The sequence below is a fragment of the Verrucosispora sp. WMMD703 genome (assembly GCF_049178935.1).
Taxonomy (GTDB): Bacteria; Actinomycetota; Actinomycetes; order Mycobacteriales; family Micromonosporaceae; genus Micromonospora; species Micromonospora sediminimaris.
This window is the reverse complement of the sequence record NZ_JBMHMM010000004.1, coordinates 380,966-401,013: the sequence shown is the minus strand read 5'-3', so window position 1 is coordinate 401,013 and position 20,048 is coordinate 380,966. Positions and strand designations below refer to the sequence as shown.

Annotated in this window: 15 protein-coding genes, 2 tRNA genes and 2 pseudogenes; 7 read left to right on the top strand and 12 right to left on the bottom strand. The window is 69.3% G+C overall.

The genetic code is table 11. The features are described from left to right. Positions 1-485: 485 nt before the first annotated feature. From ACN26Z_RS02390 to gyrB, 7 genes and pseudogenes are all read right to left on the bottom strand, one after another. A tRNA-Ala gene (locus ACN26Z_RS02390) sits at positions 486-558 on the bottom strand. Positions 559-595: 37 nt separating this feature from the next. Next, a complete protein-coding gene (locus ACN26Z_RS02385; RefSeq protein WP_210936323.1) occupies positions 596-724 on the bottom strand; it encodes a DLW-39 family protein in 129 nt (42 codons plus the stop codon). A 44-nt stretch (positions 725-768) separates the two neighbouring features. Beyond that, a tRNA-Ile gene (locus ACN26Z_RS02380) sits at positions 769-842 on the bottom strand. A 549-nt stretch (positions 843-1,391) separates the two neighbouring features. Next, positions 1,392-2,018 (bottom strand): annotated as a pseudogene (locus ACN26Z_RS02375) (DUF3566 domain-containing protein); the annotation flags it as partial. Positions 2,019-2,086: 68 nt separating this feature from the next. Then, positions 2,087-2,303: pseudogene (locus tag ACN26Z_RS02370) on the bottom strand (DUF3566 domain-containing protein); the annotation flags it as partial. A 4-nt stretch (positions 2,304-2,307) separates the two neighbouring features. Continuing rightward, positions 2,308-6,084 (bottom strand): intein-containing DNA gyrase subunit A, encoded by a 3,777-nt coding sequence (gene gyrA, locus ACN26Z_RS02365; RefSeq protein WP_421459757.1) that lies wholly within the window; start codon positions 6,082-6,084, stop codon positions 2,308-2,310. Positions 6,085-6,211: 127 nt separating this feature from the next. Next, entirely contained in the window at positions 6,212-8,158 is a 1,947-nt protein-coding gene (gene gyrB / locus ACN26Z_RS02360) for a DNA topoisomerase (ATP-hydrolyzing) subunit B (protein ID WP_282236328.1), read from the bottom strand. A 538-nt stretch (positions 8,159-8,696) separates the two neighbouring features. Between gyrB and ACN26Z_RS02355 the strand changes: the two genes are divergently transcribed. Then, positions 8,697-9,278, top strand: a complete 582-nt coding sequence (locus tag ACN26Z_RS02355; protein WP_421459756.1) for a hypothetical protein — start codon at positions 8,697-8,699, stop codon at positions 9,276-9,278. 28 nt (positions 9,279-9,306) lie between these two features. Here ACN26Z_RS02355 and ACN26Z_RS02350 read toward each other — a convergent pair whose 3' ends face one another. From ACN26Z_RS02350 to dnaA, 5 genes are all read right to left on the bottom strand, one after another. After that, entirely contained in the window at positions 9,307-9,834 is a 528-nt protein-coding gene (locus ACN26Z_RS02350; RefSeq protein ID WP_232511406.1) for a DciA family protein, read from the bottom strand. A 172-nt stretch (positions 9,835-10,006) separates the two neighbouring features. Then, positions 10,007-11,140 carry a DNA replication/repair protein RecF gene (recF, locus tag ACN26Z_RS02345; protein ID WP_282236329.1) on the bottom strand — a complete coding sequence of 378 codons (1,134 nt, stop codon included), beginning with the start codon at positions 11,138-11,140 and terminating at the stop codon, positions 10,007-10,009. A 16-nt stretch (positions 11,141-11,156) separates the two neighbouring features. Beyond that, a complete protein-coding gene (gene gnd, locus ACN26Z_RS02340; protein ID WP_282236330.1) occupies positions 11,157-12,029 on the bottom strand; it encodes a phosphogluconate dehydrogenase (NAD(+)-dependent, decarboxylating) in 873 nt (290 codons plus the stop codon). A 38-nt stretch (positions 12,030-12,067) separates the two neighbouring features. Next, a complete protein-coding gene (gene dnaN / locus ACN26Z_RS02335) occupies positions 12,068-13,201 on the bottom strand; it encodes a DNA polymerase III subunit beta (protein ID WP_282240646.1) in 1,134 nt (377 codons plus the stop codon). Positions 13,202-13,978: 777 nt separating this feature from the next. Continuing rightward, the gene (dnaA, locus tag ACN26Z_RS02330) at positions 13,979-15,787 is read right to left on the bottom strand and encodes a chromosomal replication initiator protein DnaA (protein ID WP_421459755.1); all 1,809 of its coding nucleotides are present in this window, start codon (positions 15,785-15,787) and stop codon (positions 13,979-13,981) included. A gap of 617 nt (positions 15,788-16,404) precedes the next feature. Here dnaA and rpmH point away from each other — a divergent pair. The 6 genes from rpmH to rsmG all read left to right on the top strand — a co-directional run bounded on the left by rpmH (position 16,405) and on the right by rsmG (position 19,860). Beyond that, complete coding sequence (rpmH, locus tag ACN26Z_RS02325) at positions 16,405-16,542, top strand: 50S ribosomal protein L34 (protein ID WP_013736606.1); 138 nt, start codon at positions 16,405-16,407, stop codon at positions 16,540-16,542. Between the two features lie 35 nt (positions 16,543-16,577). Then, the gene (gene rnpA, locus ACN26Z_RS02320; protein ID WP_282240647.1) at positions 16,578-16,991 is read left to right on the top strand and encodes a ribonuclease P protein component; all 414 of its coding nucleotides are present in this window, start codon (positions 16,578-16,580) and stop codon (positions 16,989-16,991) included. After that, positions 16,988-17,275: a membrane protein insertion efficiency factor YidD gene (yidD, locus tag ACN26Z_RS02315; protein WP_421459754.1), complete on the top strand. Its 288-nt coding sequence runs from the start codon at positions 16,988-16,990 to the stop codon at positions 17,273-17,275. The genes rnpA and yidD overlap by 4 nt, the downstream gene beginning before the upstream one ends. A gap of 3 nt (positions 17,276-17,278) precedes the next feature. After that, positions 17,279-18,268, top strand: a complete 990-nt coding sequence (yidC, locus tag ACN26Z_RS02310; RefSeq protein WP_093409316.1) for a membrane protein insertase YidC — start codon at positions 17,279-17,281, stop codon at positions 18,266-18,268. Positions 18,269-18,480: 212 nt separating this feature from the next. Further along, positions 18,481-19,068, top strand: coding sequence for a protein jag (locus ACN26Z_RS02305; protein ID WP_421459753.1), 588 nt, complete (start codon positions 18,481-18,483; stop codon positions 19,066-19,068). A 111-nt stretch (positions 19,069-19,179) separates the two neighbouring features. After that, positions 19,180-19,860: a 16S rRNA (guanine(527)-N(7))-methyltransferase RsmG gene (rsmG, locus tag ACN26Z_RS02300; protein ID WP_421464493.1), complete on the top strand. Its 681-nt coding sequence runs from the start codon at positions 19,180-19,182 to the stop codon at positions 19,858-19,860. Positions 19,861-20,048: the final 188 nt, after the last annotated feature.

The window sequence follows — 20,048 nt, the reverse complement described above, 5'->3', positions numbered from 1 at the left end:
CTGGCGGACCGGGCACCTTCGCCTCAACAGCCGCCGACGCCGGCGACGCCATCAGAGTCGAGCCAGTGGCGAGCAGGAGCAGTGAGGCGGCCATCCCAACGAGCCTGCGGCGAGTTGAACGGGTGCGTGCACCCAACGTTGAATCGACAGACATCCGAGCCCCCGCGTCAGTACGTCATGGAAAGATCAACTTAGCCAAGGGAATGCCATCCGTCAATGCTTTTGGAAGGCGCCGCCGCTCGAACCGCACCTCGCCCGAGCTACTGGCGGCGGAGGGCTCAGCAGCCGAGGCGCGACGGGCGCGAATGGTCTCTGCTACCCAGCGGACACCTCTACACCTCGGGCCAGGTCCTCCACCGAAACCAGGCGGACGGAGGCCGTGGCCGTCACCCGCTCGTGGTCGTGTACCCGCCCCACCAGCTCGGAAAGCCCGATGGTTCACATGAGACCAAATATCGCAACAAACAGCGGGTCAGAAAGATGCGTGGAGCCCAGGGGACTCGAACCCCTAACCCCTGCCTTGCAAAGGCAGTGCTCTGCCAGTTGAGCTAGGGCCCCGTCACGGCGCTGCGGCCGCAGGTCGGAGCGGACGGCGTCAACGCAGGTCCGGCGAGGTGGTCGCCTCGTGCCAGAGAGCGCGCTCGTCGTTGGCTTCCTTGACCTTCTTGGCCACCACCGCGGCCACGCCGACGACACCGACCAGGATCAACAGCTTCTTGAACATCGGGGCTGCCCCTCACGCTCGACGTGCCGTCGGACCATGTGCGGTGGGGCTAGCTGGAATCGAACCAGCGACCTCAGAGTTATCAGCTCTGCGCTCTAACCGACTGAGCTATAGCCCCGCGTAGCGACGAGCAAGGTTAACCCATCCGCCCAGCGCCCCCCAAATCGGGGCCAGGCTCGCCAGCCATCCCCACGTCGCCCTCTGAACCTACCCGAGTACCGGAGGCGGGTACACCGGGTTACCGCCCCGACGGACCTCCCGCATGATGCGGCATCCCGGGCCGACCCAGCCGCCGGAGGCCCCCACATTCGGCATCCCGCGCGGACCTGACCGCCGGCCCCCGGACCTGGACGCCAACCCGCGCGGACCTGACCACCGGCCCCCGGACCTGGACGCCAACCCGCGTGCGGACCTGTCCGCCGCACGGACCTGGCCGCTCGCCCACGTGCGGCATTCCGGGCTAACTGAGCCGCCGGAAGCGCCGGCATGCGGCATCCCGCGCGGGCCTGGCCGCAGAGACGCCAGCATGCGGCATCCCGCGCGGACCGAACCGCCGCCCCGCGCGAAACCGGCCGCTGACCCCGCGCCGGCAGAGCAGCGGCTACGGGTACGGAAACGCCGGCCCGCACCACCGCGAAGGGCGGCACGGACCGGCGTCGAAGAACTGTCAGTCCCGCTCGGCGAGGGTCAGCTCGATGCCGCCGACCAGGTCGGCGCAGACGTTGTAGACGAACGCCCCGAGGGTGGCCAGCGCGGTGAACAGCACGACGTTGACCAGGCCGATCAACGCCGAGCTGAAGATCACCCCGCGTGCGGTGATCTGGAAGCCCTCCGTGCTCTGACCACCACCCGCGTTCACCAGGTCGCCGAGGCTGTCGTTCACGCTGCTGAACACGCCCATCGCGTCCAACGCCAGGTACAGCACCGAGGTCGCCACGACGATGACGATGAACAGCACCACCGACACCGCGAAGGCGAACTTCATCACCGACCACGGGTCGATCCGCTTGAGGTTCAGCCGGGCCCGGCGCGGCCCGCGTGAGGCAGCCGAGCTGACCGAGGTACGCGCGGCGCGTACCGCCTCACCGACCCGTGCGGCACCCACCGCCGTGCTCACCCCCGGGGGCAGGCCACCACCGTTCGCCGGGCGGCCGAGCCCGAACGACCGGGTCGCGTCCGGCTTCGGACCGACCCCGGTCACCCGGGGCTGGGTACCGGTAGTGCTGGTGCTGGCCGCCGGCAGGACCCCGGTCGTCCCCGGAGAGGGCTTGCCCGCTGAGGCGACCGTCGGCTGGACAGGGGACGGCTTGCCGACCGAGGTCGCGGTGGCCTCCGTGGTGCCGCCGCTCTCGGCCGACTTCTCCTCGGCGGCGTCGCCCTCCGGTGCGTCTGTCGGCTTGTCCGGGGGTGGGGCCATACCGGGAGCCCGGGTGAATTTCGGGGCAGGCGCGTCGGCAGGGACGGTGGCCCGGCCCACGGCCGCGCGGCCGGTCGCTGGCGTGCCGCTCTTCGCGGCCTCCTCGTCGACCGGGTTGGCCGAGGTCCCCGCGTTCCCCGACTTCGCCTGTGTCTCCGTCATTCAACTAGTCCTGTTCGTCAGGCTCGTCGGCATTGCGAGCAATCGCCACGATAGTCACGCCGTCCGGAAGGTCCATCAGCTTGACCCCCATTGTGTTCCGGTCACGCGTACGGCGTACAGGCTTCACCGGAGTCCGGATGACGCCACCGTTGCTGGTGATAGCGAACAGCTCATCGTCCGGGTCGATCACGACAGCGCCGACCAGACCACCGCGTCGCTCGGTGATCTTCGCAGTCAGCACACCCTTACCTCCCCGGCCCTGCACCGGGTATTCCTCGATCGGGGTACGTTTCGCGTATCCGCCGTTCGTGGCCACCAGAACGTCCAGACCCTCCCGGACGACCTCCATGGCCAACAGTTCATCTTCCTCGCTGAAGCGCATGCCGATCACACCGGAGGTCGCCCGACCCATCGGGCGCAGTGCCTCGTCCGTGGCGTTGAACCGGATCGCCTGGGCGTTCTTCGAGACCAGCAGCAGGTCGTCGCTGGGAGCGACGAGCGCAGCACCGACCAGCTCGTCCTCATCGCGCAGGTTGATCGCGATGATGCCGCCGGACCGGTTGGAGTCGAACTCCTCAAGCCGCGTCTTCTTCACCAGGCCGTTCTTCGTCGCCAGGACCAGGTAGGGCGCCACCTGGTAATTCGGGATTTCGATGATCTGTGCGATCTGCTCGTCCGGTTGGAAGGCGAGCAGGTTGGCCACGTGCTGGCCCTTGGCCACCCTACTGGCCTCCGGAAGCTCGTACGCCTTGGCCCGGTACACCCGCCCCTTGTTCGTGAAGAACAGCATCCAGTCGTGCGTCGAGCAGACGAAGAAGTGGCTGACGATGTCGTCCTGCCGCAGCGTGGCGCCACTGACGCCCTTGCCGCCCCGCCGCTGCGATCGGTAGAGATCAACCTTGGTCCGCTTGGCGTACCCGGTCCGGGTGATCGTCACGACTACGTCCTCGCGCGCGATGAGGTCCTCCATCGAGACCTCACCGTCGAACGGAATGATTTTGGTGCGTCGGTCGTCGCCCCACTTGGCGACGATCTCCCCCAGCTCCTCCGAGACGATCCGACGCTGCCGCTCCGGCTTGGCCAGGATGTCCTTGAGGTCGGCGATCTCCACCTCCAGCTTGGCCAGGTCGTCGAGGATCCGCTGCCGCTCCAACGCGGCGAGCCGGCGCAGCTGCATGTCCAGGATCGCGGTGGCCTGGATCTCGTCGATCTCCAGCAGCCGGATCAGACCCTGCCGGGCGTCCTCCACCGTCGGCGAGCGCCGGATCAGCGCGATCACCTCGTCAAGCGCGTCCAGCGCCTTGGCCAGACCGCGCAGGATGTGCGCCCGCTCCTCCGCCTTACGCAGCCGGAACGCCGTCCGCCGTCGGATCACCTCGATCTGGTGCTCGACGTAGTAGCGGATGAACTGCGCCAGGTTCAGCGTGCGCGGCACCCCGTCGACAAGCGCCAGCATGTTCGCGCCGAAGGTCTCCTGAAGCTGCGTGTGCTTGTAGAGGTTGTTCAGCACCACCTTCGCGACCGCGTCACGCTTGAGCACCAGCACGATCCGCATACCGGTACGCCCGGAGGACTCGTCGCGGATGTCGGCGATCCCGCCGAGCTTGCCCTCCTTGATCAGCTCGGCGATCCGCTCGGCCAGGTTGTCCGGGTTCACCTGGTACGGCAGCTCACTGACCACCAGCGCCGGCCGGCCCCGCTTGTCCTCCTCCACCTCCACCACGGCCCGCATCCGGATCGAGCCACGACCCGTGCGGTACGCGTCCTGGATGCCGGACTGACCGACGATCAGACCGTGGGTGGGGAAGTCCGGGCCCTTGACGATCTCCAACAGCGCTTCGAGGGTGTCGGCCTCGTCGGCCTCGGGGTGCTCCAGGCACCACTGCACCGCCGCGCCGATCTCGCGCAGGTTGTGCGGCGGGATCTTGGTGGCCATGCCGACCGCGATGCCCTCGGAGCCGTTGATCAGCAGGTTCGGAATCCGCGACGGCAGGATGGTGGGCTCCTTGGCCCGACCGTCGTAGTTGTCCTGCAGGTCGACGGTGTCCTCGTCGATGTCCCGCAGCATCTCCATGGCCAGCGGGTCGAGCTTGCACTCGGTGTTGTGACTGACGAACCCGTCGGAGACGAACGAGTGATCGTCGGTGTCGACCCGAATGCTGTAGACCGGCTGCACCCCGGCGTCCGCGACCTCGGCCACCTCGGCGTAGTAGAAGCGCCCGTCGACAAGCGGCTCGACCACGTCGAGCACCTCGGTGTTGGTGATCCGAGCGGCGATCTCGTCGCGGTCCCGCTCCCACCGCTCGACCCGGTCCACGTTGTGCCGGCGAAGCCAGTCCCGCTCGGTCCAGCGGCTCGCGCCGTGCTCCCGGATGAAGTCACCGACCAGCGGCACGTGGTCGCTGGAGAGCGCGGTGCTGCTCGCCGGCACCGACGCCAGCTCCGACTCCAGCTTGGCCTGCTTGCGGCCGAGGAAACCGACGTGAGCGGCGAAGATCCGGGCGTCGCGACGATTGGTGACGACGACCTTGATCTCGCCGCTGTCGTACCGGCACTGCTTGCTGATCACGCCGAACTCCAGCAGCAGTTGCTGCACCTCGCGGGCCAGGCGCTTGCTGCGGGTGGAGTAGCTGATCTGGATGGTGTTGCGCGGCAGCAGCGAAGAGGAGCCGTCGCCCTCGAAGATCGCCTGGAGGAAGGCCCGTTTGATGGCGGCCGGCCCCTGCCAGACGAACTCCGGCACGAACTTCGCCGCGCTCCGCGCACCAACCAAGTCACCGAGGATCGATCCCGAGAAATCGGTAGTCCAGCCGCGTAGCTTGTGCAGCGTCTTGCCGGTGATGGTCGTTTCGGTTCCGACCCAACGTCGACCACCTACGGCGAGGTCGTAAGCGGCTAGGACGCGGACAAAGAACTCCCGATCGCAGTTGTCGAAGCCGACGCGGTCAGCAGATGTCCAGCCCTCACTGACATAAGCGCCCGCGAGGACTGCGGCCTCGACGTGCTCCAGCATCGGGTAGCCGATCTCGTCCGGCACGCTGCGCTGGAGGACCACCCGGTCACCGGGGGAGATCTCGGCGAGCAGCTTCCAGAGCAGGGTCGGCACGCCTGCCACGTCCACCAGGCAGAGCACGGGGTGGTTGTGGGTGCCGGTCAGTTCGTACCCCTCGCGGGTGCGCAGCCGCAGCGTCGGGTGCTCACCTGAGTGGAAGAACTTCGAGGCGTGGACCAGGTCGCCGTTGCGGTCGCGGACCTTGAGGTCGATGTCGGTCTCGCTGCTCGACACGGCGCCGGGCACCACGTCGCCGATCCGCACGCTTCCGACAGCGGTGCGAATACGGGCATTTGCCGTAACGCAATATCTCATCGCCGCAGCCGGATCGTTTCCGGGCGAACCGAAGTTGCCGTTGCCGTCGACCAAGGGGTAGCGCAGCGACCAGGGCTGGGCCATCCGGACCAGGGCGTCGTAGATGGCCGAGTCGCCGTGCGGGTGGAACTGGCCCATCACGTCGCCGACGACCCGGGAGCACTTCACGTAGCCGCGGTCCGGCCGGTAGCCGGAGTCGAACATGGCGTACAGGATCTTGCGGTGGACCGGCTTGAGCCCGTCCCGGACGTCCGGCAGCGCCCGCCCGACGATGACGCTCATCGCGTAGTCGAGGTAGGAGCGCTGCATCTCCACCTCGAGCCCGACCGGCTCGATCCGGTCGTGCGAGACGACGGCGGCCAGCGCCTCGGGGACCTCGGGCTCGTTAGGTGTGGACTCGGGGGAATCGGTCACTGTTAACCCTTATCAGACTTGGTGTCGCTTTTGCGCTGTGGATAACGGCTGTGGATACCGGCCAAGCTGTGGATAACTCTGTGGACCCGTACCGGGCCGGTGCGCTCCGACCCGGTACGGCGATCCGTCAGATGTCCAGGAAGCGAACGTCCTTGGCGTTGCGCTGGATGAACGAGCGGCGCGCCTCCACGTCCTCGCCCATCAACACGCTGAACAGCTCGTCGGCGGTTGCCGCGTCGTCCAGGGTCACCTGGCGCAGCGTACGGGTGGCCGGGTTCATCGTGGTCTCCCACAGCTCCGGGTAGTTCATCTCGCCGAGACCCTTGAACCGCTGGATGTCGTCCGGCTTGGCGTTCGGCTTCTTCTGCTGACGCAGGGCGATCAGCCCGTCGCGCTCCCGGTCGGAGTACGCGTACTGCGCGTCGTCACCCTTCCGGTTCCACTTGATCTTGTAGAGCGGTGGGGCGGCCAGGTAGACGTGACCCAGTTCCACGAGCGGCCGCATGAAGCGGAACAACAGGGTGAGCAGCAGCGTCTGGATGTGCTGGCCGTCGACGTCGGCGTCGGCCATCAGCACGATCTTGTGGTACCGCAGTTTCTCGATGTCGAAGTCGTCGTGGATGCCGGTGCCGAGCGCGGTGATCAGCGCCTGCACCTCGTTGTTCTTCAGCACCCGGTCGATCCGGGCCTTCTCCACGTTGAGGATCTTGCCGCGAATCGGCAGGATCGCCTGGGTACGCGGATCCCGTCCCTGCTTGGCCGAACCGCCGGCCGAGTCACCCTCGACGATGAACACCTCGGACTCGCGCGGGTCGGTGGACTGGCAGTCGGCCAGCTTGCCCGGCATCGAGCCGGACTCCAGCAGCGACTTGCGCCGGGCCAGCTTGCGGGCCTGCTGGGCGGCGATCCGGGCGCGGGCCGCCTGGGAAGCCTTGGTAATGATGATCTTTGCCTCGGCGGGGTTGCGGTCCAGCCAGTCGACCAGCCGGTCGTTGCAGACCCGCTGCACGAAGCTCTTGACCGGCGTGTTGCCGAGCTTGGTCTTGGTCTGACCCTCGAACTGCGGGTTTGTCAGCTTGACCGAGATGATCGCGGCCAGGCCCTCGCGGATGTCCTCACCGGAGAGCTTCTCGTCACCCTTGAGCAGCTTCTTGTCCGTGCCGTACCGGTTGACGACGCTTGTCAACGCGGCCCGGAAGCCCTCCTCGTGGGTGCCGCCCTCGTGCGTGTTGATGTTGTTGGCGAAGGTGTAGACCGACTCGCCGTACGACTCGTTCCACTGCATGGCGATCTCGAGCGACATGCCCTCTTCTTCGGCGCCGTACTCGATCACCGTCTTGTGGATCGGGGTCTTCGAGGCGTTGAGGTGGCGGACGAAGTCGGCGATACCGCCGTCGTACTTGAAGGTGACCTCGCGGAGCTTGCCCTCCTCACCCTCCGCGACCCGCTCGTCGAGCAGGTGGATGGTGAGGCCACGGGTCAGGAACGCCATCTCCTGGAGCCGGCGGTAGATCGTCTGGAGGTCGAAGTCGACGGTCTCGAAGACGTCCGGGTCCGGCCAGAAGGAGACCGCTGAGCCGGTGCGGTCGGTCGGCTCGCCCTTCTCCAGGGCGGTCGGCTTGGAGTGGTGGTACTGCTGCCGCCAGACGAAGCCGTCCTTGTGGATCTCCACGGCCATCCTGGTGGAGAGGGCGTTTACCACGCTGACGCCGACGCCGTGCAGGCCGCCGGAGACCGCGTACGCCTTGCCGTCGAACTTGCCGCCCGCGTGCAGCACGGTCAGTGCCACCTCGACGCCCGGCTTCTTGAGCTTGGGATGCAGGTCGACCGGGAAGCCCCGGCCGTTGTCGGTGACCCGGACGCCGCCGTCGGCGAGCAGCACCACGTCGATGGTGTCGCAGTAGCCGGCCAGCGCCTCGTCCACCGCGTTGTCGACGACCTCCCACACGAGGTGGTGCAGACCGCGTTCGCCGGTGGACCCGATGTACATGCCGGGCCGCTTGCGGACCGCCTCCAGCCCTTCGAGAACGGTGATCGACTCGGCGCCGTACTGCTGATTTTCCTGCGCTGCCACCCTCGGCCACTTTCTCGCGCCCGGCGCGCCACAGGGCACGTCGAAACGCGGGTTCGGCGGACAGGCGCGACGTCGGCACGCGGACCGATACCGGGGACAATTCCGGGGTACGGGTCGAACGCGCCGGTCGCCGCGGTTGCCCGCGGATCGCGATCGGCTCGACCCGAGTCGGACGGATGATCGCGGGCCCGCACCGGACCCGTGACCCGTCACTCCGCACCGGGTCTTCGTCTCACGCCAATCTTACTGTGCGCGGGCGACAGAACCACCACTCGGCACCCCTTCGCAGCGGCTCAGATCTCCGTAGCGGGCCGAATCGCGCTGTCCGCGACTCCCCCTACACGCCATGGCATGATCAACGGATCTGTCGCGTGACGGCGCTGCCGGGTCCGGCGGTGAGAGGTGGGCGGTACCGGTTGGTACGACCCGGGACGGGCGATCCGTGACCCTCGGGTTGCCGCAGCGGCCTTGATCTTTCAACGTTGGAACCGGACGATCGACCCGATCCACTCGCCCGTGCCTTGAGAGGTGACACCAGATGGGGCTGGACAACGTCGCGGTTCAGTGGCCGCGGACCGGCCGCTTCTACGACCCGGTCGCACCGGCCGAGTTCGTCGATTTCGGCGACATCGTGGACGTGCCGGGGATTTCGGCGCCGACCGCCGCGCTCGCTGAGCTGATCGCGAAGACAGGCACGGTCCGGGCCACCGCGTACACCGAAGTGGTGGATCTGATCCTCGGACTCGATGGTGTGCTCTACGCCACAGACGCCGCCGCCGAGGACGAGGATCCGGTCATCGACCCGGACGGGTGCGGCTGGATCGCGGGCGGCATCGAACGCTTTGTCGCCACGCACCGTCCGTACGGTGAGGCGGTCACCTTCGACTCGGTGGGTACGGTGCTGCGCTCGCTGCTGGCCGACGGCCGCCTGGCCGAGCAGCAGCTACGGTGGCTGGACAGCCGGTTGGACGCGCTGCGCGACGACAGCGGTGCCGCGCCGCAGTGGACCTTCACCTGCGCTGAGCTGAGCGTGCTCGCCGCCTTCTACCGGCGCTGCGCCGACAACGGCTTCGCCGTCTACGCCGAGTCGGCGGCACCTCGCCGGGCGGCCCAGACGTAGCCACGGTCCCCGGACGCCGCCGCGACGGTCAGCCGTAGGTGTCGCGGGGTCCCCGGCCGCGCACCCGTCGTGGGCCGCGTGACCAGGATGGGGCGGCCGGGCCGTGGATGTGCAGTTTGCGGACCACGTTGTGGCCGACCTCGCGAGCGATCTGCTGCAACAGCGAGCCGGCAAGCAGCCGCAGCTGCGTCGCCCAGGCCGTGGAGCGGGCCTCCACGGTCAGTTCCCCGTTCTCCAGCTTCACCGGACGGCTGTGCTGGGCGACCTCCGCGCCGACCACCCGTTCCCAGGCGCCGAAGACGGTGGCCTCGGCGGCCGGCTGTTGCCAACCCCGGGCCTTCACCAGCCGGTTGAGCACCGCGCCGAGTGGCTGCGGGTCACGCGGGTCCGGTCCGGGCCCGGAGTAGCCGCGCAGCCGGCGCTCGCCGTCGCCGCTCCCGGTCGTGGTGCGACGGCGGGGACGGCCGGCGGCTTCCCGCCGCGCCTTCGCCGCATCCAGGACCGCACGTGCCAGCTGCGGACCGGAGACGCCCTCGCCGTCGCCGGTCACCGGCAGGGTGCCGCCGGCCTCCGCCGTGGGCGTTGCGGCTGGCGGCTCCGCCGGGCGGCTGGCGGGCTTGTCGGTTCGGCCGCCGTCACCGGTGCCGCCCTTCCTGGCGGTACGCGCACCGCGTCCCGCAGCCGAGCCACCCGGCTGCCCCTGGGGCGCGCTGTCCGGCGGCTGTGGCTCAGTCGGCACGACGCACCGCCCCCTCCGTCACCTCGTACCGGGCGCCCCGCAGTGCGGCTGGCACGTCGTCGGCGACCGCGCAGGTCACCAGCAGTTGACTGGCCCCGCCGACCAGTTCGGCGAGTCGGTCCCGCCGGCCCGCGTCCAGTTCGGCGAAGACGTCGTCGAGCACCAGCACCGGTTCGATGCCGTCGTTGCGCAGCAGGTCGTAGCCGGCCAGCCGCAACGCGAGCGCGTACGACCATGATTCGCCGTGGCTGGCGTAGCCCTTGGCCGGCAGGGGGCCGAGGGTGAGGGTGAGTTCGTCTCGGTGCGGGCCGACCAGGGTGGTGCCGCGTTCGATCTCGGCGGAGCGGGACTCCTCAAGTGCGGTGGTGAGTGCCGCCGCAAGGACCTCCCGGTCCGTGGTGGGTTCGGCGAGGTCCACCGAGGGTCGGTAGCTGATTCCCGCCGCGCCGCGGCCGGCGGCCACCGCGTCGTACGCCTTGGTGACGTGCGGGGCCAGGGCGGCGACCAGTTCCAGCCGCCCGGCGAGCAGTTCGGCGCCGTGCCGGGCCAGGTGCGTGTCCCAGACGGCGAGGGTGGACAGGTCACCGCCGCGCGACCCGCCGGTCTTGCGGGCGAGGTACGCGGTGCGCAGCAGCGCGTTGCGTTGTTTGACCACCCGCTCGTAGTCGGCGCGTACGCCGGCGTAGCGGGGTTGGCGCAGCACCAGCAGGTCGTCGAGGTAGCGGCGGCGTTCAGCCGGGTCGCCCCGGACCAGTTCGAGGTCTTCCGGGGCGAAGAGCACCAGCCGCAGTGCGCCCAGCACGTCGCGGGCCCGGCGGGCCGGGGAGCGGCCGAGGCGGGCCCGGTTGGCCTTGCCCGGGACGATCTCCAACTCCACCAGGAGTTCACGGCCGTCGTGCACCACCGCGCAGCGGATCACCGCGGCGGTGGCGCCCATCCGCACCAGCGGGGCATCGGTGGCGACCCGGTGTGAGTCGAGGGTCGCGACGTAGCCCAACGCCTCGACCAGGTTCGTCTTGCCGACGCCGTTGGCGCCGATCAGGACGTTCGGGCCCGGTTCGAGGTCGACGCCGATCCGCTCGTACGAGCGGAAGTCGACAAGTTCGAGCCGGCGGACGTACACGGGGTCGCGGTGCCGGTCAGGGCTTGCGTACGGCGTGCCCGCCGAACTGCTGCCGCAGTGCGGAGACGGCCTTCAGCGCCGGTGAGTCGTCCTGCCGGGAGGAGAACCGGGCGAACAACGAGGCGGTGATGACGTTGAGCGGTACCGCGAGCCGGACCGCCTCGTCCACCGTCCAGCGACCCTCGCCGGTGTCCTCGGTGTAGTCGCTGAGCTGGGTCAGCTCGGGGTCTTCGTCGAGGGCCCGGTCGAGCAGGTCCAGCAGCCAGGAACGGACCACGGTGCCCTCGCGCCAGGACTTGATCACGCCGGGCACGTTGGTCACCAGTTCGGAGGCGGCCATCAGCTCGTAGCCCTCGGCGTAGGCGTGCATCAGGCCGTACTCGATGCCGTTGTGCACCATCTTGGCGTAGTGGCCGGCACCGACCGGCCCGGCGTGCACGAAACCGTACTCGCCGTCGGGCTTGAGCGCGTCGAAGATCGGCATGAGCCGGTCGACGTGTTCCTGCGCGCCGCCGACCATCAGGCCGTAGCCGTTCTGCCGGCCCCACACCCCGCCGGAGACGCCCACGTCGACGTAGCCGATGCCACGTTCGTGCAGCCGCTCCGCGCGGGGGGCGTCCTCGCTGAACCGCGAGTTGCCGCCGTCGATGATGAGGTCGCCCTCGTCGAGCACGGCGGCCACCTCGTCGATGGTGGCGTCGGTGACGGCGGCGGGCACCATCACCCATACCGCGCGCGGCGCGTCCAGCTTCTCGGCCAGTTCAGCCATGCTGGCTACATCGCTGCGCTCCAGGTTGTGGTCGAGACCGACCACCTCGTGACCGGCGGTGCGCAGCCGTTCGCGCATGTTGCCGCCCATCCGGCCGAGTCCTACCAGGCCGAGCTGCATCTCTGGTGACCTTTCGTGGGTGCGGTTGGCTCTGCCGGTCAGCGGGACACGCGGATCGGCATGATGAGGTACCGGTACCCACCGATGAGCTCGCCATCCTCGCCAGCGGGGGAAATGACCGCGGGCTTGAAGGCGTCCACGAAGTGCAGCACGGCGAACTGGGTGCCGAGGTTGGACAACCCGTCGATGAGGTACTGCGGGTTGAAACCGATGGTCAGCGGTTCGCCGGTGAAGTTGGCCTCCATGGCCTCGCTGGCCCGGGCCTCCTCGGTGCCGCCGGCCTCCACCACCAGCCCGTCGGCGCTGAAGCTGAGCAGCACGGGGGTGGCGCGCTCGGCCACCAGGGCGACCCGCTTGACCACCTCGATGAGGGCGCTGACCGGCACCTGTGCCTCGGCGTTGTGGCTGGCGGGGAAGAGCGAGCGGACCGGCGGGTAGTTGGCGCCGTCGAGCAGTCGGCTGGTGGTGCGGCGGGTGCCACCGGAGAAGCCGATCATGCCTTCGCCGGCGGCGCCCTGGGACAGGGCCAGCACCACCTGGCCGCCGAGTGGGCCGAGGGTCTTGGCGGTGTCGTTGAGCGTCCGGGCAGGTACCAGCGCGTTGAGGCTGATCTCCGGGTCGTCCGGGTTCCACTCCATCTCGCGCAGGGCCAGCCGGTACCGGTCGGTGGCAAGCATGGCCAGATTGCCGCCGGAGAGCTCGATGCGTACCCCGGTCATCATCGGCAGCGTCTCGTCCCGGCTGGCGGCGATCGCCACCTGTGCCACCGCTGCGGCGAACGCGGCGGCATCGACTGTGCCGGCGCTGGCCGGCATCTCGGGCAGGGTGGGGTAGTCCTCCACCGGCATGGTGGGCAGGGTGAACCGGGCGCTGCCGCAGACCAGTTCGAGGTGCGCCCCGACGGCGGCGATGTCTACGGGCTTGGCCGGCAACGCCTTGGTGATCTCGGCGAGCAGCCGCCCGGAGACCAGCGCAGCGCCGTCGGCGTCGCCCTGCACCTCCACGGTGACCTGGCTGCTGACCTCGTAGTCGAAGCCGGAGACCTGCAAGCTGCCATCGGTGACGCGCAGCAGCACCCCGGCCAGTACCGGTACGGATGGCCGGTTGGGCAGGCTCTTCGCGGTCCAGGCCACGGCCTCGGCGAGCGCGTCGCGCTCCACTCGGAACTTCATTAATGCCTCCGCGTCGACGTCGACGTCGTCAACTCTCTCATGCCGGACGCTGCCCACCGACCCGCCTGGCGTGCGGGTACCCCTCGCACCTTAGGGCGCGAGGGTATCGGCTGTGTGCCCGACCCCGTGGATCGTGTCGCTGCTGACGGGTCTGGCCCGGCGGCTGTCGACCGATCCACAGGAAGTCCAACGGTGATGATTGGTTTTTGTTCTCTTAGAAGAGATAACTCATCGTCTTCATCGCACCTGTGCAAACTGTGGAGAACCCGAGTATGGGCAGGTCAGACAGGTTATACACAGGTGGTTTCGCTGTGGATGGGCGGGGGAAAAACCCGGTCGGCGATCCACAGGCGCTCTCCGTGCACACGGTTGTCCACCGTCGTCCACCGGTTGTCCACCGGTAATCCACCGACTTTCTCCCCAGACCTGTGGATCGTCGCGGGCGTCTCGTCCACCGTCATCCCCAGAACCTTCAACAGCTTTCCCACAGGCAGCCGTCCGTCGGTGGACAGCGCCGGTGGTTGTCCCCAGGCGTCCACAGCGGTCCACAGCGTTGTCCCCAGGGTTTCTCCACAGGCTGTGGGTAACTGGGCGCTGACGGCACGTGTTCATCCACTGCCCGTGGATAACGAGCTGTGGACAACGAGTGGCAGGCGGTGTGGACACGCCTTCAATGGTGTGGCCTGAACCTCGTTGAGGGTCAACCGATGAGCGCGAAAAAGGGTCCGACCGGAACCGGCCAGACCCTTCGCCGTGAACGTACGACGGGCGTACCCCTCAGGTGTTCTGCTTGATCCGGTTGGTCAGCTCGGCGATCTGGTTGTAGAGCGAACGCCGCTCGGCCATCTGCTGACGGATCTTGCGGTCGGCGTGCATGACGGTGGTGTGGTCCCGCCCGCCGAACGCCTGGCCGATCCGGGGCAGTGACAGGTCGGTGAGCTCGCGACACAGGTACATGGCGACCTGACGGGCGTTCACCAGTACCCGCGAGCGGGAGTGCCCACGCAGGTCCTCCAGGCTGACCCCGAAGTAGTCAGCGGTGGAGACCATGATCTGGTCAGCGGTGATCTCCGGCCCGGCGCCGTCCGGGATGAAGTCCCGCAGCACCTCCTCGGCCAGCGACAGCTCCACGTTCGACCGGGTGAGACTGGCGAACGCGGTGACCCGGATCAGTGCCCCCTCCAGTTCCCGGATCGAGTTGGACACCCGGGAGGCGATGAACTCCAGCACGTCCGGCGGGGCGTAGAGCCGCTCCTGGGCTGCCTTCTTCTGCAGGATCGCGATCCGGGTTTCCAGGTCCGGCGGCTGGATGTCGGCGAGCAGGCCCCATTCGAAGCGGGTACGCAGCCGATCCTCCAGCGTCGCCAGCTGCTTGGGCGAGCGGTCGGAGGTGATCACGATCTGCTTGTTCGCGTTGTGCAGCGTGTTGAAGGTGTGGAAGAACTCCTCCTGGGTCCGCTCGCGGTTCTCCAGGAACTGGATGTCGTCGATCAGCAGGATGTCGACGTCGCGGTAGCGGCGTTGGAAGGCGCTGGTCTTGTCGTCCCGCAGCGAGTTGATGAAGTCGTTTGTGAACTCCTCGGTCGAGACGTACCGGACCGAGCGGGCGTTGCCCAACGTCGTGGCGTAGTGGCCGATGGCATGCAGCAGGTGGGTCTTGCCCAACCCGGAGCTGCCGTAGATGAACAGCGGGTTGTACGCCTTCGCCGGTGACTCGGCCACCGCTACCGACGCGGCGTGCGCGAACCGGTTGGACGAGCCGATGACGAACGTCTCGAACATGTACTTCGGGTTGAGCCGGTTACCGCCGCTGTCCGCGCCGGTGGGTAGCCGTCGGTCGTCCCGGCCGACCGGCCGCTGATCCGGGCCACTGCGGCCCGGCCCGCTGTCGGTGCCTCCGTCGGCGGGTATCGCCCGGATCACGTGCTGGTCGCGGGGCGAGACGCCGGACCCGTCGCCGTACCGGGGCGCGAAGCCGCCCGCGCCGGTGGGCGCTCGGTCCAGATGCCCGCCCTGCTCGGTGAAGCTCAACCGCTCCGGCGCCCGCCGTCCGGTGTTCTCCGCCGGCCGGACGGGCTCGCCGAACCCGGCACCGAAGAGAGTTTCCTGACCGTCGGGGGCTGAGGTGTGGGGATCGTCCTCGACGCGCGTGGCGTCCGGCAGCGGCGGCCGGTCGAAACGGCCGGGGTGCGGCTGCTCGGGAATCAGCGGCAGTTGCCGCCCGCCGTCGAGACCTGTCGACCGGTCGTCGGCCTCGCCGGGACCGTGGTCCACCGGCTCCGATTCGGGGGTGCTGCGGTAGACGGTGCCGATGGCCCGCCCGTCCTCCGGTACCCGGACGGTGACGGCGACCTGGATCGGCCGGCCCAGCCGGCGGGTGAGCGCCTCGGTGATGGCCGGGCGCAGCCGGGACTCGATCACGTCCCGGGTGAAGGCATCCGGGACGGAGAGCAGGACGGTGTCCTCGACGATCGCCCGCAGCCGGGTCAGCCGCAGGTAGGCCCGCTGCTGCGCGGAAATGATCTCGTCAGCGAGTTCGTCGGTCGTCGCCGTCCACACCGCGGCAAGGTCGGTCGTACCGGCCACCGTCGTGCCACCCCCTCGCCTCTGCTCCCGGACGCCGCCGTCTCCCGGTGGCCCGTACCGGCGGGCGAGATCACGCCACCCACCCGGTCGCCGCACCCGGTCGTTCTCCACAAGTTATCCACAGCCTGTGTACCGACCGATTGTGGCCGCCCGCCGGGCTCGGGTCGGACCTGCCCCCTGCCGTGGCCGGGCACTGAAGCGGGGTTCACCGTGCCGAACGATTCACTACCGTGTCCGGTCTTGCCTGCCGGCGACATCGGCGCAACTCCGACGCTGACCGCAATCGGGCACGGTAACAGCGTTGTCGCTGCGTCTTCAACCGCCGACGCGGCTCACCCCTGTCGGCATTCGTGAAAACCACCGCTTCGGTCGTCTTCCGTCGCAGCTCACCGTCGGAGTGGCCAGGTTTGACGCTGATTATCCCCCGACCTAGGCTGGAGGGGCTGCTCTCACGCCCTCTGCTAGGGTGATGGGTGCTCGCTGCCTGCGGTCGCTCACCGCGCAACCGGGGTCACGCACCGACGGGCAGCACCGATCGGGGCCACCACAGCGGCGGCCCGGACCACCACGACCCGGCGATCCACTCGTCCGGGGCGTCCGACAACGGAGAGCCTGACGTGAGCAAGCGCACCTACCAGCCGAACAACCGCCGGCGCGCGAAGACCCACGGCTTCCGGCTGCGCATGCGCACCCGGGCCGGCCGCGCCATCATCTCGACCCGTCGCGCCAAGGGTCGCGCCCGCCTGTCGGCCTGAGGCCGGTCAGGTCCGCTCCGGAGGACGTGGCAGTCGTGCTGGCGGCCGCCCAACGACTGCGGCGCAGCAGCGACTTCGCCGCAGCGGTTCGCGGTGGCCGGCGAGCCGGCCGCGGCGCTCTGGTCGTTCATCTGACCGTGCCGAACGCAGCCGGATCCGACAATGCAGCGCCGAAGCCGGCGCGGGACAACGCGGAGACAGACTCCCCGCCGGTGTCCCGCGCCGGCTTCGTGGTTTCCAAGGCGGTCGGGCCGGCAGTGGTCCGTAATCGGGTGCGCCGCCGGTTGCGGCAGCTGACCCGGGAACGCCTTATCGACCTGCCGGCCGGAAGCACCCTCGTGGTACGCGCCCTGCCGGCTGCGGCGGACGCCACGTATCAACGGCTCGGCGCCGACCTGGATGCGGCGCTCGTCGCCGCTCGGTCCGGCCGGGGGCGGCGGCCTCGATGAGCGCCGAGCAGACGACGTCGCGCCCGGCTACCCCGGGTGCCCGGGTGCTGACCCTGCCCATCATCGCGTACCGTCGGTGGATAAGTCCGGCGTTGCCGGCCCGCTGTCGGTTCTACCCGTCGTGCAGCGCCTACGCCCTGGAGGCGGTGGCCCGGCACGGCGCGCTCCGGGGAGCCGGCCTGACGGTCCGGCGACTGTCGCGCTGCCACCCATTCCATCCTGGTGGATACGACCCGGTTCCGGAGCCGGGCGGCCGCCGACCTGCCGACGTGACTGGAGCCTGAGAATTGAGTCTCGACTGGATCTACTACGCGATCTCGTGGATCCTGCTGGCCTGGCACTCGGCCTGGGACGCCATCGGCATTCCGGACACTGCGGTCCTCGGCACCAACTGGGCGTGGATCCTCGCCATCGTCTTCCTGGTGGTCACCGTCCGGGTCATCCTGTTCCCGGTCTTCGTCAAGCAGATCAAGTCGCAGCGGGCGATGCAGGCGCTTCAGCCGCAGGTGAAGGCCCTCCAGGAGAAGCACAAGGGTGACCGGGAGACGCTCCAGAAGGAGATGATGGAGCTCTACCGGAAGGAAAAGGCCAACCCGCTCATGGGCTGCCTTCCGATGTTCCTCCAGATCCCGGTCTTCCTCGGCCTCTTCCACGTCCTGCGCCGCCTCAACCCGGACCCGGCGAAGAACAACAAGGACATCTACGGCTGGACCGTCGACCAGTTCAACAGCGCCTCTGACGCGACTCTGTTCACCGCCCCGATCGCCAGCAAGTTCGGCTCGACCGCGGCGGAACTGGCGCAGCTCGGCGCCAACGGCACCGTCGTGAAGATCATGGCCGGCGTTCTGGTGCTGGTGATGATGGGTACCACCTACCTCACCAGCCGCCAGATGATCCTCAAGACGGGCTGGGCGGAGGACCCGCAGCAGCGCATGATCCAGCGCCTGATGCTCTACGGCATCCCGCTGTCCCTGCTCGTCTCCGGCGCCATCTTCCCGATCGGTGTGATCATCTACTGGGTCACCAACAACCTGTTCACCCTCGGGCAGCAGCAGTGGGTGCTGCGCAAGTTCCCGCCGCCGGTGACCGCGACCAGCGGCAAGCCGGGCACCTCGGCGCGTAACGGGGCGCAGCCCGCGAAGACCGGTGGGCTGTTCGGCCGGAGCAAGCCGGCTGCCGTGCCGCCGCCCCCCGCCGCGCCGAAGATCGCCGGGCCGAAGCCGGGCGCCAAGCCGGCCAACCCGAAGAAGGGCCGCCCCGCCAAGCGGCAGGGCTGAATCGTCCGGGCCGCTGCCGGGAGACCGGCGGCGGCCCGTTGCGCGCCGTGCCGCCGCCGTCAGGCCGGCGCCGGAACGCGAAGCGCCACGCGCGCCGTGGCGGACGGGCGAGACTGCCCCTACAGACGTGCCCGTGGGCACCGGCGACGTCCCGCCGGCCGCGGGGAACCAGCGGACCCGAGGTCCGGCCGAGCGAGTACGGAGATGACACCGTGACCGACACCAGCATCCCCCGCGCCGAACAGCCCCTGGACGACGAGGAGCCGACCGCGGCGGCTCCGGTCGAGGGCGAGCCGGAGGAGACCGACGCCGAAGCGGCGCCGAGCAAGGCCCCCGGCGAGAGCGACCTGTTCCGGCAGAGCGAGATCGCGGCCGACTACGTGGAGGGGCTGCTCGACATCCTCGATTACGACGGCGACATCGACGAGCTGGTGTCGGGTGGCCGCCCGGTGGTCGAGGTCGTCGGTGGCCGCCTGCAGAACCTCGTCGGCGAGCGCGGCGCGACCCTCGAAGCGCTGCAGGAGCTGGCCCGGCTCGCGGTGTTCCGGCAGACCGGCTCGCCGAGCCGCCTGCTGCTCGACGTCGGCGGATACCGGGCCAACCGGCGTAAGGAACTGGCTGCGGTCGCCCGCAACGCCGTCGAGAAGGTCAAGGAGCACGGCGAGCCGGTGCGGCTGGAGCCGATGTCCGCCTTCGAGCGCAAGTGCGTCCACGACGTGGTCAACGCCATCGACGGGGTGGAGAGCGAGTCCGAGGGCGTCGAGCCCAGCCGGCGCATCGTCGTCCGTCCCGCGGACTGACAGGTGCGGCAAGACGACGCCAGCGGCGTAGCCGCGTCCGGCCCGGGTGGTACGCCGCCCGGGCCGGCGGCTGTCCCACCTCAGCCCGCCACCGCTGCCCTGCCGCCCGAACTGGCCGGAGCGGCGAGCAGGCTCTTCGGCGTACGCCTCGATGTCGCTGCGGCCTACGCCGAACTGCTTGCCACCGACGGGGTGGTACGGGGGCTGATCGGTCCACGCGAGGCCCCCCGGATCTGGGATCGTCACCTGCTGAACTGCGCGGCGGTGGCCGAGCTGATCCCACCGGGTGCCTCCGTGCTGGACGTGGGATCGGGTGCCGGCCTTCCCGGCCTGGTGCTCGCCATCGCCCGGCCCGACCTGGCGATGACGCTCATCGAGCCGCTGGCCCGCCGTACCGCCTTCCTCAACGAGACGGTGGAGGCGCTCGGCCTGACCAACTCCGTACGGGTGTTCCGCGGTCGAGCCGAGGAAGCGGTCGCGGTGTCGGAGGTTGGGCCTGGGGACGTGGTCACCGCTCGGGCGGTGGCACCACTGGACCGGCTGGCGGGCTGGTGTTTACCCCTCACCGGAGTCGGCGGCCGACTACTCGCCCTGAAGGGTGCCTCGGCGGCGGAGGAGATCTCCGAGCATGCCGAGGCGGTGCACCGCCTTGGTGGCGGTCAACCTGCACTGCATCGGTGTGGTGAAGGCGTCGTGGAGCCGCCGACCACGGTGGTTGAGATCGTCCGGGAGAGACTGGTCGGTCCGGCGGCCCGGACGTCGTCCAGAAAGTCGCGGTCGCGTCGACGGTAGTCGGAGCGCTCCGCTCTTGGGGTCTTCGCACGGATGACCTGGGACCGTACGCCGCAGGCAGCCGCGAATTGCAGCGTTCCGAGGCGGGTTACGCGTGCCGCTGCGCGCGGCGCGACCGGCGGGTTACGAACCCGACGTGGACCGGCCGCGCCCGTGCGCCGTAGGCTGGCCGCGCGTCGATAGTGTGG

Bases quoted from the DNA above. Each gene is read 5' to 3' on its own strand.
- dnaN (WP_282240646.1), bottom strand. From the start codon at position 13,201: ATGAAGTTCCGAGTGGAGCGCGACGCGCTCGCCGAGGCCGTGGCCTGG.
- gnd (WP_282236330.1), bottom strand. From the start codon at position 12,029: ATGCAGCTCGGCCTGGTAGGACTCGGCCGGATGGGCGGCAACATGCGC.
- yidD (WP_421459754.1), top strand. From the start codon at position 16,988: ATGAGCGCCGAGCAGACGACGTCGCGCCCGGCTACCCCGGGTGCCCGG.
- ACN26Z_RS02385 (WP_210936323.1), bottom strand. From the start codon at position 724: ATGTTCAAGAAGCTGTTGATCCTGGTCGGTGTCGTCGGCGTGGCCGCG.
- ACN26Z_RS02355 (WP_421459756.1), top strand. From the start codon at position 8,697: ATGGGGCTGGACAACGTCGCGGTTCAGTGGCCGCGGACCGGCCGCTTC.